This is a genomic window from Demequina sp., assembly GCF_016278775.1.
Lineage (GTDB): Bacteria > Actinomycetota > Actinomycetes > Actinomycetales > Demequinaceae > Demequina.
The window spans coordinates 141497-156985 of record NZ_JADQBF010000004.1; the positions used below are offsets into that span (position 1 = coordinate 141497).

The following is a 15489-nucleotide window of genomic DNA, read 5'->3' on the forward strand; positions in this document are numbered from 1 at the left end:
CTTTTTCTTTGTGAGGAGACTTCATGGACTGGCGCGACCGCGCAGCGTGTCTCGATGTTGACGACCCGGAACTGTTCTTCCCAGTCGGCAACACGGGGCCAGCGCTCGTGCAGATTGAGAAGGCAAAGACCGTGTGCAACTCCTGCACGGTCCGCGACCAGTGCCTCCAATGGGCCATGGAGCACAACCAAGACTCCGGCGTGTGGGGCGGGCTGTCGGAAGACGAGCGTCGCTCTCTCAAGCGCCGCGCTGCCCGCGCTCGCCGCGCCGCCAAGTAGACCTGCCCAGGGTCGCCCCTAGTCACCGTCGACGGTGACGGTCAGATCGACGCGCGAGCCGCCGGGCACCGAGTGCCATTCGATCTGGCCATGGAGTTCGTTGGTGACGAGCGTGCGGACAATCTGAGATCCCAAACCGGTCGGATCCGCAGCAATGCCCTTGCCGTCGTCGGTGATGCGGGCATGCAGTTCAGGGCCGTCCCGCTCGGCAAAGATCGTGATGGAGCCATGCTCGCGGCCCTCGAAGCCGTGCTCGACCGCGTTGGTCACCAGTTCCGTGAGAATCAACGCGAGGGATGACGCGTACTGCGCGGGGATCATCCCAAAGTCACCCTCGCGCACGATCTTGACCTGAACGCCAGGCGACGCCACGTCGGCCGCCATCCGGGCGGCGCGCGCCACGAGGTCATCGAAGTGGACCTGCTCGTCCAAGGTGCCGGACAGGGTCTCGTGCACCATCGCGATGGTCGCGACGCGGCGCATCGCCTCCGATAGCGCTTCCCTCGCCTCGGGTGCCTCGACGCGGCGCGACTGGAGCCGCAACAGGGCCGCCACCGTCTGCAAGTTGTTCTTCACGCGGTGGTGAATCTCGCGAATGGTCGCGTCCTTGGTGATGAGTTCGCGCTCACGGCGACGCAAGTCGCTCACGTCGCGGCACAACAACACGGCTCCCACACGGTTGCCGTTGTCGGTCACGGGGATGGCACGCAAAGACAACGCCGCTCCATTGGCCTCGACATCGGTCCGCCACGCCGCCCGCCCAGCCGTCACCATGGCTAGCGTCTCGTCCACCTGCCCCCTGTCGGACACCATCGCGGTCACCACGCGTGGAAGCGCCCGGTGCAAGAGCGACCCCGTGACACCGAGGCGGTGGAAGCACGAGAGCGCGTTGGGGCTGGCATAGGTGACGATGCCTTGGGCATCGAGCCTCATGACGCCGTCGCCCACGCGTGGCGCACCCCGTCTGGGGCCGGTCACGGAGGTGCGGACGGGGAACTCGCCGCGAGTGATCATGCTCAGCAGGTCGTCGGCGGCCCCTTTGTAGTTGATCTCGAGGCGACTGGAGGACCTCAAGGCGGCCATCGACGCCTCGCGAGTGAGCACCGCAATCACCCGCCCACGCATGACCACAGGGAGTGCCTCCTCGCGCACGGCATAGGTCTCATCCCAACGCGGCTCCCGTGACACGACGACGTGACGCTCCGTGAACGCCGTCTCAAGATGGCCGATCCTGCCAGCCGCTGCCCTGACCCCCACGACCTCCTCCTGGTGAACAGTGGGTCCCGTCGAGGGCCTGCAGTGGCCGATCGCGACGAAGCCCTCGTCTACCTTGCGCCACAACACCAAGTCGGCAAAGGAAAGGTCCGCAATGATCTGCCAATCAGCCACCACTTCCGACAGCCAGTCGGCCTCGTCCAGGGGCATCGGCCCGTACTGCTGAGCTATCTCCGACAAGGTGGCCACGGCTCAAGCCTATGAGGCGCCACGGGCGTCCGGCGCCGCGATACCCTAATCACAGCGGGAGGAGGCACCATGAAGATCAACCACGAACACCATTTCGATGCGTCGATCGACGACGTGGTCGCCATGTTCAGCAACGAGGAGTTTGCGGCGAAGCGTGCTCGCGCCACCGGCGCTGAAGGCAGCGACGTGCTCGTGGATGCCGATGAAGACGGCGCGTTCACTGTCGTGATTCGTCGCATCATTCCCGCCACCACGATTCCCGCCGAGTTTCGGGCGTTTGTGGGTTCCCAAATCCACGTCCGCTATACGGAGGCCTGGGACGCGCCAGACGCCTCCCGAGAAGACGGCGGGCGCGAGGGAACCTTCGCCATGGAGATTCCAGGTACGCCCGGACACGCGCGAGGAGTGGTGGTGCTCACCCCCGCGGGCACCGGCGCAGACTTTGAGGTATCAGGGGAAGTGCAGGCCTCCGTGCCACTGGTCGGGGCCATGGTCGAAAGGGCGGTCGCTTCCGCGATCGGGCAGGCCCTGCCGAAGGAGTTGGCGGCGGCCGACGCCTGGCTCGCCTCCGCGTGAGGGCGCTGGTTTGCGGCGTCGTCTGTGTTGCCTTCGCGAGCTCAACATCGCCGGCCTGAAAGGGACTCCGGATGGTCACGCGGATCGGCGGCGTGCGGCGGCGCGGATTGCGGCGGCGACTGCGAGCGAGCCCACGGTCGCGAGCGTGGGCGCCACGTCGAGCGACAGTGCCAGGAGTACGCAACACACGAATCCGATGGCCGGGACCATGCGGGCCGCCTGGAGCGCGCCACCCTCGCCTCGACGCGTGGCGCGGTACGCCGCCGCGTTGGCGACGGCGTAGTAGACCAGCACGGCGACGCTCGACATGGCGAGCGCGAAGCCGAGGTCGCCCCACCACACCAGCGTGATCGACCCGAGCGCACCCACGGCCTCGGCTCGCTGCGGCGCCCCAGACCTCCCGATTCGCGCGAGCGACGCCGGCAAGTCCGACTCCCGGGCCATCGCCATCGCCGTGCGTCCGATGCCAGCCATCAGCGCCACCATGGCGCCCATGGCCGCGACGGCCGCGAGCAACGCGAGGCCAGCAGCGGCACCGCGCGCGTCCGGCACCGCCAAGGACAATGGCGCGGAGGAGCCCGCAAGCGCGTCGACCCCAGGTCGCCTCAGCAGCGTGGCGCCGAGCGCCAGGTACACCACCACAACAATGCCGATGGCAATGGCGATCGCACGCGGAATGGTGCGGCGCGGGTCGCGTACCTCCTCTCCCAAAGTGGCGAGCCTGGCGTATCCCGCAAACGCGAAGAACACGAGGGCCGCGGCGGAGGCCACGGACCTCGGGGAGACGGATCCGGTCGACGCGGCAGCCTCTAGCTCTGCCTGTGCGGTGAGGGACGCCGCGATCACGGCCGCAAGCCCCGCCAACACCACCACCGCAATCGCCGTGGTGGCGCGCGCGGTGCGCGTCACTCCCATGGCGTTGACTGCCCACGCCGCAACTATCGCCGCGGTCCCCACGACGGGCACGTGTGCGGGCCACGCGTAGGAGCCAATGGCGAGCGCCATGGCGGCCACAGACGCGGTCTTCCCGACCACGAATCCCACACCGGCCACAAAACCCCACGTGGGGCTCAACTCGCGCCGACCGTACGTGTACGCCCCACCGGCCACTGGGTGGCGCGCCGCCAGCAGCGAGACCGACATGGCGTTGATGATGGCGACGCCTGCGGCAAGCCCGATCGCCACGAGCAACCACGGACCTGCCGCCGTTGCCGCAGGGCCCCACACCACGAAGACGCCCGCGCCCAGCATCGACCCGACGCCGACGCCGACAGCGCCGAAGAGCCCCAGGCGGCGCTCGGGCGCGGCGCGGGTACTCACGCGTGAATGCTAGCGGGACGCCGCACCTTGCTCGCCTGCGTCAGGCTCGACCTCTGCCACTACCTCCGCCTCCGCGACGGCATGCGACGCTCCACGCGGACGTCCCGCCTTGACCCACGCGATGTACAGCCCTCCGCCTACCAGCGCAGTCGCCGCTAGCGAACCAAGCGCGGCAGGGCGCAGTGCGTTCGCCACGAGAGTGAAGCCCACGGCGGTGGCGGCGACAGCGTTGAGCACCACCCATGCCACGCGACGCTCGCGCCACGCGAAGGTCGCCATAGTGAGCAATCCCATCAGGAAACTCACGAACACAGCGACTGCGTAGAACAGCACGAGCCGTTGATCACGTGCGCCTGCGGCGACCACGACCACCACCGACGCGCCATAGAAGACCATCACGCCGACGACGGGCACGTGATGAACGTTCGTGGTTCCCAACACGGACGGCAGCACCCCGTGCCGCGAAGGTCCGCTGCCCTCGTTGCGCGCGAGGGCTTTCAGCAGGCCGGGCCCGGCCTGGAACGAGGAACTCGCCGCAGACAGCAACAGCAAGGCCGTCGTGCCTTGGAATAGCGTGAACACTGCGTGGGAGCTACCGGCCCGCGCCAACTCCGCCACCAGCGTGGTGTCTTCGCCAGGCACCCCTACGCCAAGGTGCACTGCCGCGGCAGCGAGCCCCATCGTGAGCACAGACACAATGCCGAGAGTGAGCCACAGTGCCCACCGTCCGAAAGACCTGCGCCCTGCATCGTCCAGTTGCGCCAATTGGGCAATCGCCGAGGAGGGGGCCTCCACGCCGGTGGCGAGAGCCATGGCCACGGGGAACGCGAGAGCTACCGTCAGCGGCGCGGACGAGGTCAGCGACGGTTCCACGACGGTGGTGATGGTGTCTTGCCCGGCGCTGGTGATCAGCACGACCACGGCGGTGACGACGAACGCGATCGTCAGGAGCGCAAAGACTGCTCTCCCCAGGTGTCCGAAGCGCATGAGTCCCGCCACCAGCGTCAGCAGTCCCAGCGCGAGCCACAGCCGATATGGGGACAGCGAAGGCACGTAGGAGATGATCGCGGAGGATCCCGCGGACACCGAAATGGCGATTGTCAGCACAAAGTCGACCACCAGCGCGCCCATTGGCACGAACGCCAGTCCCTCGCCGAACGCCTTGCCGGTGGCCGCGGCGGCGCCGCCGCCCTCAGGGAATCGCGCGACGAGCTGGTGGTAGGAGGCCACCACCAACCCGACGATCACTAGCACCAGAAACATGGCGGGGAGCAAGAGGCTGAGTCGACCGTCGAGTGCGCGCAGTGCCGCCTCTATCGCATATGCCACCGAGGACACAGGGTCGGCCATCACCGAGAACGCGAAGGCGATCAGGAGGACTGTACGCCCGTGCCACCAGCCGGAGCGGCCCACACCCACCTCGTGCACAGCCGTCCGTGTCATGGCTGCTCCGGTCGCGATACGTCACGCCCCCGGCGCGCACGAGCACCCACGTTACTCGCCGCGAGCCCGTCAGTATCCGGGCCGTTCTTCCCACGCTGCCTCGTCGATCGTGGAGCCGAAACCGCCGCGAGGTTGTCCGACGTGAGATTCCAACTCCGTCAACACCTCGTGGCCCTGGTCCAGGTGTTCTAGCTTCTCGATGAGGCCCTCGGGGATCGCTGGCCTGCTCAGGAAGTATCCCTGGCCCAAGGTGCAGCCTGCCTGAATGAGACGCTGCAATTGCGCCTCATCCTCGATGCCCTCCGCAACCACCTCGAGTCCGTAGACCTTGCCCAAGTCAATGATGGTGCGCACCAGTTGGTCGCCCTGCTCGCCCTGCCCCCCTGAGACGAAACTGCGGTCGATCTTCAGGATGTCCAGCGGCAACTTGTGGAGGTAGCTCAGCGCGGAGTAGCCGGTGCCGAAGTCGTCGAGCGCGATCGTGATTCCGGCCTTCTCCAGTTTCTCCAGCGTCTCGATGGTGCCGTCGTGATCCGCAATCAGTGCGCTCTCCGTCACCTCCATGATGAGCGCAAGCGGCGGCAGGCCAGCCCGCGTGATGGCCGCCACCACGTCCTCGGCAAAGCCGGGCTCGCGCAACTGATGGACCGACGCGTTGACGCTCACCTTGAGATCAGGGAGAGACTCGCGCCAGCGAGACGCCCAATGACACGCCTGCTCAAGAACCCACCGCCCGACTGGCACGATGAGACCGGTCGACTCGGCGATCGGAATGAGTTCAGAGGGTGCCACTATTCCGCGGACCGGGTGGTGCCACCGCAACAGGGCCTCCACGGCGATGGGGCGTCCCGTCGTGAGGTCGAAGATGGGCTGGAACTCCACCGACAACTCGTCCCGCGACAGGGCTCCCGTCAGATCAGAGGCGAGGCCCAGCCGGGACGTGAGTTCATCGCGCATCTTGGACTCGAAGGTGGCACTGCGCCCCCCGCCCGCGCGCTTCGCCCGGTACATCGCCAGGTCGGCGTCGGCCAACAGTTCCGAAGCATCGCGACCGTGACCGCTGAAGGCGATCCCCACCGTGGCGCCGATCAGAACGGTCTTGCCACGCACCGTGAAGGGCTTGGCCACCGCCGCAATGACGCGCTCCGCCACCTGTAGCACGATTCCGGGTTCGGAGCCGTACTCCACCACAAGCGCGAACTCATCGCCGCCAAACCGAGCCGCAGAAGACTCCGTCCTCGTGGTGGCACGAATGCGCTCCGCGACTTGCAGTAGCAGTTCGTCTCCCGCCGCGTGGCCCATCGTGTCATTGACGTCCTTGAAGCGGTCGAGGTCGACGAACAGCACCGCCAACGGATTGGGATCTCTCTTGTCGAGCGCTGCCTTGAGTCGGTCCAGGAACAACGGGCGGTTCGGAAGCCCTGTCAACGGGTCGTGGAAGGCCTCCTTCATGGCCTCCACCGTGCGAGCGTCGGTCAGTGCCAGGCTGGCGTGCTCGGCGAAGGTGGACAGTAGCGCGCGGTCCTCTTCGCCGAGTGGCGTTCCGTCCTGGGACCCCGCAAGGAGATGCCCAGCGGTGACCCCTTGGACGTGGACCGGTATCGAGACGGGATCTACGAGCGTCTCTACGGCGGCGCCCACGTGCACGGGGCGGGTGGGATCCAGCGCGTCGTCCAGCACGAGAGCGACGGGACAGCCCCGCATCACGCTCGAGGCGCCCTCTGTGACAGATGCGAGAATTTTCGCGAGCGGCGCCCGGTGGGAGATGGACCGCTGGAGCGCAAGGAGAATCTCGAGCGCCCGGTGTCGCGCGCGTTCTCGTTCGAGGGCGCGGATGGATCGGGTGGCCAAGTCCAGGACGCCAGCCATACCAAGAAGGAGGTCTCGATCGGAGCTGGTGTAGCGCGCGCTCACTCGGCCAGCGACGATGCGCCCAGAGGGAAAGGCGGCACACGCGGCGGTCATCGTGTGACAACGCCCTATGCCTGGAATGCTCACTAGTGCGACGCCAGAGGGTATCGACTGCAACAGATCGGTGGGTAGATCGGCGCTACCGAAACCCACGCCAGCGAGAACTCCATCGGAGGACATGACGAGACCCACCTCCGCGTCAAACTCCTCTGCAACGAGTTCTGCGGCCTGTCGCACCAGCTCTGCGGACGTCGCGCACCTGCCCAACTCGGTGAGGAACACCACGAGCCGCTGAGGCGAGACTGCAGAGAAATCTGTCATTCATCAACCTAGGGCGAGCAACACGAGGGTGGCGCTGTGCACGCCGCGGGAGCCCGAGCGACGCGCGACCTCACCGTAGGTGTAGAAGCCCGCCAGAGGCACCTCGCCCGCGCGCTGCGCCAGTCGAGCCGTCTCGACCGCCAGGCCATCGTCGCCAAGAATGTTACGCCGTGCCGCGCAGTCAAAGGCCACGTAGCCCAAAGCAGTCGCCCCTTCGAGGCCCTCGATTGCCTGGTCGAACGCATCCTCAGTGCCGCGCAGCACGGACTCTGCGTTGCCCTCCATGACCCAAATCATCGACCCTTGCGGGACGTCACCACAGAAAAGTGAGCGACTCTCAAAATCCGCGCCAAGCACCGCGCGCACCTCATCGCCTCCTGGCCGCGGAAGGCCCAGCGGACGCTCCAGAGCATGGCCTTGCCAGGCCAACGGATCGGAGTATGCCTCCGGCGACGAGTTCGTCAACTTCAAGTAGTAGTCGAGCGCGGGTTGGTCATCGATCTTGAAGATCTGCGCTCCGTCGCTCTCGGTGACCACCATCGGCTCGCCGACTCGCTGCCACCCGTGGCCGACGCCGATACCGATGGGCCCTGCCGACCCAATCGCCGCACCCACCACTGCCCCCGTGTACGCGCGGTCGCCAAGAATCTGCCAGGTACCGGCCATCTGCAACTCGTCTCCGGCACAGCCACCCACGAGTTTCACCGCGGCTCCGCCTACCGCGTACGCGCCGCGCACTACCGACACCTGTTCGCCAGCGAGTCCGTCAGGAAGCAGGATGAGTGCACGGTGCGGCTGGGTGAGAGCAAGGAGCCCTTGAGCCGCCGCGCCTCCCGCTTCGGATGCGCCATCGGCAATCAGGCCCATCGAGGTGTGTGCCTCCAGTCCGTCTCCGCCCAGTGCCACCGCGACGATGCGCCCGGAGCCACCGCGGCCTTCGGCGATCTCACCGGAGGTGGAACACCCCACCAGGGGAGCATCGCCAGCCGCCCGCGCCGCGGACGACGCCACCTCATGCATGTCGTAAGAGGGCGAGACGAAGATCATGACGAGCGCGGCAGGCCTGCCGGCAATCGCGTGAGCGACCGCCTGTTCTGCGGCGGCATCGGGGCGTGGGTCGTCCGACGTGCCGACTGACATCCACCGCTGCACCTCGGAATCACTCATGCCTGAGAATCGACACCGAAGGGACGAAGTTGAGACATTCGGCCAGCGTCACGACCGCCCGGCTCGCGACGCGACGCTGCTCAGGAGGCACACAAGAAACGAGAAACCCCCAGCCGATAGGCTGGGGGTTCTTCTCGTAGCGGGGACAGGATTTGAACCTGCGACCTCCGGGTTATGAGCCCGGCGAGCTACCGAACTGCTCCACCCCGCGTCAGTAGATATCCCATCCTACCTGGCCGGGACAGGGCATCCAAATCGCCCCTTCGGCACCTCCCGGCGGCCCATCGTCCGCAAGGAGGGTCGCAGCATCATTCCGATGGAGGATGCACGCCCGCCCGCGAGTGGATACGGTCGTGTCATGACTACACCTCAAGAACCTCAAGACCCGTTCACCAGTCCCAGCGAGCCGCTGCCGCCGCAGGCGCAGTCGCAGACGCCTCCCCCGGCCTACGCCCCTCCCCCACACATCGTGGTGACGCCGTCTTCGGCACCGACAGCCCTCGCCTTGTGGGCAACGATTCTGACCGGGGCGGTCGCAGCCCTGGGTCTGGTGAGTGCCCTCCAGGCTTCGGACCGCGTGGAAGAGTTGAAGACGATACTCGCGGATCCGGAGAGTGCTTCACCTTTCGCGGGCCAGAGTCCGTGGGATCTGCTCTCCTACCCGCTGTGGATCGCCAGCTTCGTGCTAGTGGCGCTGTGGATGTCGAAGGTGCGCTCGGCGATGACTGACCGCGGCGAGGTCCCTGGCGGGCCCCCCGCCGTTGAGTGGTGGGGCTGGTTCGTCCCGCTCGCCGACTTCGTCCTGCCGTACCTGGGCATGCGTGCGATCACACGGCGCAAGGCCAGCCTCGCGATCATCCTGGGCTGGTGGTTCGCCTTCTGCCTCTATTGGGTGTTTGCGTGGGCATCCATCGTTCCCACGTTCACGGCCATGGACTACTCGACTGGGGAAGTGACCAACCTTGAAGCCTTCGACGTGCTCGTGCCGCTCACGTGGGCCAGTGCGCTGACCCTCGCCGTCTCCTGGGTGTTCCTCGCGCTCCTCATTCGCCAGACGACGGCTGCCGAAAAGACGCTAGCCGCGGATGCGATGAACAGCGCCAGGGCGTCGCTCTAGCCAGCGCGCACCGCGCATGAAGAGGGGCCGCGGGATATCCCGCGGCCCCTCTTCATGCCGGTTCTACTCGTTGCTCGCCGGTGAGGCGGACGGCGACGCCGCCGTGTCGGAATCCCCGTCGACACCGGTCGCCTCATCCAGGTCGGCCTCGGCGGTGGAGGCCCGTCCCAGCGCCTCGGCAAGCGCGTCTTGCGCCTCGCCGTACGCGGCGAAGTCACCGTCTGCGAGTGCGGCCTGACCGTCGAGCAGCGCCTGCTGTGCGTCGGCGAGTGCGGTGCGCAGCGCGTCTCTGGCGGCGCTCACATCCGGATTCACCGGCTCCGTTGGTTCGGTGGGATCCGTCGGCGGGTCCGTCGGGTCCGTCGGCTCTATCGGATCCGTCGGCGCCGCCCCCTCGCCGAACACCTGGTCAAGGGCGCCGGAGAGCGTGTCGGCAAAACCCACCTCGTCGCCGAAGGACACGAACACCTTCTGCAGAAGCGGGAACTGCGTGCCCTCGGAAGACCTCACGTACACGGGCTGGACGTACAGGAGCCCTCCGCCCACCGGCAAGGTAAGCAGGTTGCCGTTGATGACGTCGGTCTCGCCTTGGCGCAACAGGTTCAGCACGTTTTGCGCCTCTGGGTCAGAGCGGAATTGGTTTTGTACCTGGCCCGGACCGGACACAGTCGCGTCGCGCGGCAACTCGAGCAGCCTGAACTGGCCGTAGTCGGGGTGCTTCACTCCTGCCTGGTCGCCCGTCTCGGAGTTCACCGCGACAAAGCCGGTCAACACCTGACGATCCGAGTTGCCTCCCGGGATGAACGTCGACGTCAGCGAGAACGCGGGATCGTCTTGCCCTGGCATTTGTAGCGTCAGGTAGTACGGCGGCTGCAACTGAGCTTCGGCGGTCGGGTCGGCCGGGTTAGCCCAGAAGTCCTGGCCCGAGTAGAAGTCGGACGCATCCTCCACGTGGTAGCGCGTGAGCTGAAAACGCTGGATCGAGAACATGTCCTCCGGATAGCGCATGTGGCTCATGAGGTCCGCACTCATCTCGGAGTACGGAACCACCGTCGACGGGAAGACCTTCTGCCATGTCTGGAGGATCGGGTCCTCCGGATCCCACGCGTAGAGCGTCACGGTGCCGTCGTAAGCGTCCACAGTCGCCTTGACCGAGTTGCGAATGTAGTTGAGCACCGCCGGATTGAGGGTGTCGGTGTTCGCAAACACGTCCGCGGAAGAGATGCTCGCGGCGTAGGGGAAGTCAGGGGTAGTGGTGTACCCGTCCACGACCCACACAACGCGGCCATCGACCACGGCTGGATAGGTGGTCGCATCGAGGTCGAGGTAGGGCGCCACGCGGGCCACCCGCTCGATCGGATCGCGGTAATAGAGAATCTGCGACTCTTCTGTGACGCGGTCAGAGAACAGGATCTGCTGTTCACCGAACCTGAGTGCGTACATCACCTTGGCGAACGCGTTGCCGATGACGGGCCCACCATCGCCGTCGTACGTGTTGTTGACCTGTCCACCAGCGTCGTCGTCGGGGAAGTCGAGCTCCCACGGCCCCCTACCCTCGGGAGCACCCACGATCGAGTACGCCGGCACGCTCGTGCCAAAGTAGATGCGCGGCTGGTAGTCGCCCAGTTCGCCAGTCGAGGGGATCCCCGACTGATAGAACTGCGGGCGACCATCAAGGGCGACCTTGTTGCCGTAGGCGGCGACCACCCCGAAGCCGTGCGTGAAGACCGTGGTGTCGTTCACCCACGAGCGGTTCTCTGCGCTCAGACCGTCAAGGTTGAGTTGACGCACGGCGATGACGGTGTCGCGAATCTCGCCGCCAACACGGTAGCGGTCGACGGTCAGGGTCTCGGGGAACGAGTAGTACTGCTTGTTCTGCTGCAGCTGCTGGAACGTCGGCGCGACCACGTTCGGGTCGAGCAAGCGAATCTGCGCCGTCGTGTCCGCATCCGCGCGCAAGGCATCCGCGTCGGCTTCGGTGCGGGCCTCATACTGGCTGACCTCAACGTCGGTGAGCCCGTAGGCATGCAAAGTGGCGTCAATGTCACGCTGAATGTAGGGAGCCTCGTATTCCTGCGCGTTCGGATCCACCTGGAAGTTCTGAACGATCGCGGGGTACACGCCGCCGATGACGATGGCCGACAGGGCCATGAGGCCAACACCGGTGGCGGGAATCCGCCAGTCGCCCCTCCAGATCACCAGCAAGAACATGAAGGCGACCAGCACCGCGATGCCCGCCAGGATGGACCGAGCGGGGAGGATCGCATTGACGTCGGTGTAACTGGCGCCGGAGAAGCGCTCTCCCTCGTTGAGTACCAAGGAGAAACGGTCGAGGACGTAGTTGGCTGCGATGGCGATCATCACGATGAAGCCCAAGATGCCCAGCTGAGTGCGCGCACCCTTGCTCGCTACGAACACCCGCCCGCCACCAGAGATGCCGCCGTACAGCAGGTGGACGAACGCGGCAAGGATGGTGCAGATGATCGCAATCGCGAGCACGAATCCCACGCCGAGCCGCAGCACGGGCAGCGTGAACACGTAGAAGGACGCGTCGAGGCCAAACTGGGGGTCGGCATAGCCAAACGACGTGCGGTTCATGAAGGCAAGCACCTGGTCCCACCGAGATGCGATGGCGCCACCTGCGATGAGGCCCACGAGCACTGGCAGCACCAAGGTCACGATGCGCTCGATGGGCCGAATCTGCTCCCGGTACTGATCGAGTGGCGTGTTGCGCGCTGCGGTCAACGCGGGCCGCACCGACTTGGCCCACCGCAACGAACCCCACACTGCGGTGCCAGCGATGACGGCGCCGATGGCGAACAGAACGATGCGTGCGATCCACTGGGTGCGCCACACGTTGAAGTAGCCCACTTGGTCGTACCAGGCGGCTTCCGTCCACACGTTGGCAAGCGCCACTGTGAGGACGACCAACAATGCCATCACGGCGATCGCGATGGCCATGGGCGAGCGTCGCTTGGGCACCGAGACGGGCCTATTGCGCGGTGTGGGGCGGTCCTCGTCAAAACTCACGGGAGATCCTCTTCTTTGTTGTTGTCGACACTGCAACGCGGCAGGTCCGAAGTGTCTTCCTCGCCGATCGCCACGATGGCGGCATAGGCGTCTTCCAGCGTATCTACCGCGTAAACGTCGAGGCCGTCTGGAATGTGCCCGATGACCTGGCTGCAGTTCTCGACCGGTGCGAGAAAGTGCTCGGCGCCTGCGGAACGAGCACCGTACATCTTGTGGGCAATGCCGCCGATCGGATACACCTGACCATCCACGTCGATGACCCCTGTGCCAGCCACTTGCGCGCCTGCAAGTTCGTCCTCAGCCGTGAGCTGGTCCATGATGGCCAGCGCGAACATCAGTCCCGCGCTCGGTCCGCCTACCCTATCAATCGCGACGGTGACGTCGATCGATGGATCAAATTGGGGATCGACCGTGATGCCCATGCGCGGTTGACCCTCGTAGTCGATGAGGTCGAACGACACGGTCTGCTCTTCACCGTCGCGCATCACGGTCATGGTGACCGTGTCGCCAGGTTCGCGCACGGAGACGTAGTCCGAGAGGTCGGTGTAGGACACGAACTCTTCACCGTCGCCTGACGCCAACACGTCGCCGACGAGAAGAACTCCAGCGGCGTTCGACTCGTCCAAGACCTCCACCACCGTGATGGTCGCGGGTACCTCGTCGCCGAGCGCCTCGAGGGCGGACACTGTCGCGGCCTCTTGGGAGGTGATCCACTGCAGCTCGCTTCGCTCCTGCTCCTCCTCCTGGTCCTCAGGACTGCCGAGCACCGCCTCGACAGGGAGCACAGTCCTGGCTGGAGAGAAGAACCCCTGAATGACGGCGCCCACGGTGAACCTCTTGGAACTGGCGTCCGATACCGAGACGGTCGTCAGGCGCAGTTCTCCCGTCGACGTGTACGTCGTCGCGCCCTCGATCTGGACGAGGCGCACGTCGTCGGCGGTCGAGAGGGTATCGAACGTGGGACCAGGCCCCTCGATCGCGTACTGCGCTGGCGCTACCGTCAACACGGCTAGCAAGAGCGATCCCGTCAAACCGGTGGCCGCCATCACGTTGGCGCGACGGGACGGCGGTTGCTCCGACAGCGAAAGGTACACGTCGTCTAGTGGCTCACTCACGCCCCCATCATTGCCCATAGCGAACGCGAGCCCCAATCGGGCTCCCCGTTCGTTACCGTGGGGAACGGTAGGGGGCGCCGATGCGAGGAGACGAGATGGCGGACGCGGAAGAGCAGTGGATGAAGCTGCTCCGAGAGCTGTTTGGCGACGACGCCGAGGAGGCGCTCGACCAGATGCGCCACATGGGAATGGACCCGTCGGCCCTCGCTCAGGCATCTGGGATGGCCAATGCCCCAGGGATGATGGACCACATGCTGAGCCAGATTCGCGCCCTCATGAGTCAGTCTCAAGGCGAAGACGTCAACTGGACGCTTGCCCACGACGTGGCGCGCGGCGTCGCGGCTCAAGGCGGCGACCCCATGATCAGTGCGGCTCAGGCCCGCGAGTACCGCGCCGCCGTGACTGAGGCCGAATTGTGGCTCGACGCTGCGACGGACTTCGACCCCGCCCGAGCCCAACCCGCCGTATGGAGCCGCGCGGAGTGGGTGGAGGCGACGTTGCCCAAGTGGCGGTTCCTGGCGGGGCCCGTCGCGTCGTCAGTGTCCTTGGCGCTCGGGGGCGTGCTGAGCGACGACTCCGGAATGCTCGACGGGCCGAACGCCCAAGGCCTGATCGGTTCAGTGAGCCCCACCGTCTGCGGAATGCACATGGGACAGGCCGCCGGAGCGATGGCCCGCGAGGCCTTCGGTGCCACCGACCTCGGCATCCCGTTGCTCGATGAGGCCCGCGTGGTGATGGTGCCGCAGCAAGTCGAGGAGTTCGCAGAGGGCCTCGACATCGACATGGCGGACGTGCGCCTGTTCCTCGCGCTGCGCGAGGCGGCACACGTGCGCCTGTTTGCCTCCGCCCCGTGGTTGCCTGGCCAACTGCACGCCGCCATTGAACGCTACGCGCGCGGAGTCACGGTGGATCTTGACGCACTCGACAACGCCGTGCGCGACGCAGGCATGGGCGACCCAGCGGCACTTCAGAAGGCGCTCACCACCGGGATCTTCGCTCCTACCCACACGCCCGAACAGGTCGAGACGCTCGCAGCCATTGAGACGTGGCTGGCGCTCATCGAGGGCTGGGTTGACGAGGTCACCGCTCGCGCCGCCGCCCCACACCTATCCGCCTTGGGGCCCTTGCGGGAGATGATGCGACGCAGGCGTGCCGCTGGGGGGCCAGCGGAGGATACCTTCTCCGGATTGCTGGGCCTCACGCTTCGACCTCGGCGGCTTCGCGACGCGGCCGACATGTGGGCAACCCTGACAGACCGGTTGGGAACGTCCGCACGTGACGCACTGTGGCGCCACCCCGATCTGCTACCTGAGGCCGAGAACCTCGCCGACTGGAAGACCTGGGTTGAGAGGGCCACCGGTGAGAAGCGTGCGGATGACATCGACCGCGAAATCGAGGCTCTGTTGAGCGGCACCTGGGAGGGGCCAGACGAGGGGCCAGACGGGGAATCCGACACGACGAGTGGCGCTTAGCGGGTATTGTCGGCTTCCGCGTCTACGCTTGACGCAACGGACCCCCGGCTGGGGGCCAGCGGCACACGCCGCACACCAGCAATAAGGAGAAGGCTCATGGCCGACAAGTACCAAGGCGAGTTCTACTGCGTGAAGTGCAAGGCCAAGCGCACCACCGAGGGTGACGTTGTGGTTTCGGAGAACGGGCGCCGCATGGCGAAGGCCACGTGCCCCGAGTGCGGAACCAAGTTGAACCGCATCCTCGGCAAGGCGTAACTCGCGCCAACCGACGTCAA

Annotated in this window: 12 protein-coding genes and 1 tRNA gene; 5 read left to right on the forward strand and 8 right to left on the reverse strand. The window is 66.2% G+C overall.

The features are described 5' to 3' along the window. The first annotated feature begins 23 nt into the window (after positions 1 to 23). Positions 24 to 278: a WhiB family transcriptional regulator gene (locus QZZ33_RS00940; protein WP_291377594.1), complete on the forward strand. Its 255-nt coding sequence runs from the start codon at positions 24 to 26 to the stop codon at positions 276 to 278. 18 nt (positions 279 to 296) lie between these two features. Here the strand turns inward: QZZ33_RS00940 and QZZ33_RS00945 are convergent, their stop codons facing one another. Then, positions 297 to 1742, reverse strand: a complete 1446-nt coding sequence (locus tag QZZ33_RS00945) for a PAS domain-containing sensor histidine kinase (RefSeq protein ID WP_291377595.1) — start codon at positions 1740 to 1742, stop codon at positions 297 to 299. 69 nt (positions 1743 to 1811) lie between these two features. On the opposite strand from QZZ33_RS00945, the gene QZZ33_RS00950 reads away from it, so the two are divergent. Continuing rightward, on the forward strand, positions 1812 to 2318 hold the full coding sequence (locus QZZ33_RS00950) for a DUF2505 domain-containing protein (RefSeq protein WP_291377596.1): 507 nt from the start codon (positions 1812 to 1814) through the stop codon (positions 2316 to 2318). Between the two features lie 75 nt (positions 2319 to 2393). Here the strand turns inward: QZZ33_RS00950 and QZZ33_RS00955 are convergent, their stop codons facing one another. The 5 genes from QZZ33_RS00955 to QZZ33_RS00975 form a co-directional block, all read right to left on the reverse strand. Further along, the gene (locus QZZ33_RS00955; RefSeq protein ID WP_291377597.1) at positions 2394 to 3638 is read right to left on the reverse strand and encodes an APC family permease; all 1245 of its coding nucleotides are present in this window, start codon (positions 3636 to 3638) and stop codon (positions 2394 to 2396) included. Positions 3639 to 3647: 9 nt separating this feature from the next. Beyond that, complete coding sequence (locus QZZ33_RS00960; protein ID WP_291377598.1) at positions 3648 to 5081, reverse strand: amino acid permease; 1434 nt, start codon at positions 5079 to 5081, stop codon at positions 3648 to 3650. 69 nt (positions 5082 to 5150) lie between these two features. Then, a complete protein-coding gene (locus tag QZZ33_RS00965; protein ID WP_291377599.1) occupies positions 5151 to 7313 on the reverse strand; it encodes an EAL domain-containing protein in 2163 nt (720 codons plus the stop codon). A gap of 3 nt (positions 7314 to 7316) precedes the next feature. Then, positions 7317 to 8480, reverse strand: a complete 1164-nt coding sequence (locus QZZ33_RS00970) for an FIST N-terminal domain-containing protein (RefSeq protein WP_291377600.1) — start codon at positions 8478 to 8480, stop codon at positions 7317 to 7319. Between the two features lie 137 nt (positions 8481 to 8617). Next, positions 8618 to 8691 (reverse strand) — tRNA-Met (locus QZZ33_RS00975). A 147-nt stretch (positions 8692 to 8838) separates the two neighbouring features. On the opposite strand from QZZ33_RS00975, the gene QZZ33_RS00980 reads away from it, so the two are divergent. Further along, positions 8839 to 9597 (forward strand): DUF4328 domain-containing protein, encoded by a 759-nt coding sequence (locus tag QZZ33_RS00980; protein WP_291377601.1) that lies wholly within the window; start codon positions 8839 to 8841, stop codon positions 9595 to 9597. Between the two features lie 63 nt (positions 9598 to 9660). On the opposite strand, the gene QZZ33_RS00985 is transcribed toward QZZ33_RS00980, so the two are convergent. Next, a complete protein-coding gene (locus QZZ33_RS00985; RefSeq protein ID WP_366475331.1) occupies positions 9661 to 12627 on the reverse strand; it encodes a UPF0182 family protein in 2967 nt (988 codons plus the stop codon). After that, entirely contained in the window at positions 12624 to 13742 is a 1119-nt protein-coding gene (locus QZZ33_RS00990; protein WP_291377602.1) for a S16 family serine protease, read from the reverse strand. The genes QZZ33_RS00985 and QZZ33_RS00990 overlap by 4 nt, the downstream gene beginning before the upstream one ends. 95 nt (positions 13743 to 13837) lie before the next feature. Between QZZ33_RS00990 and QZZ33_RS00995 the strand changes: the two genes are divergently transcribed. Together QZZ33_RS00995 and QZZ33_RS01000 are read left to right on the forward strand one after the other, a co-directional pair. Beyond that, complete coding sequence (locus QZZ33_RS00995) at positions 13838 to 15214, forward strand: zinc-dependent metalloprotease (protein ID WP_291377603.1); 1377 nt, start codon at positions 13838 to 13840, stop codon at positions 15212 to 15214. A 96-nt stretch (positions 15215 to 15310) separates the two neighbouring features. Continuing rightward, on the forward strand, positions 15311 to 15469 hold the full coding sequence (locus QZZ33_RS01000) for a DUF5679 domain-containing protein (protein WP_226094589.1): 159 nt from the start codon (positions 15311 to 15313) through the stop codon (positions 15467 to 15469). Positions 15470 to 15489 lie beyond the last annotated feature (20 nt).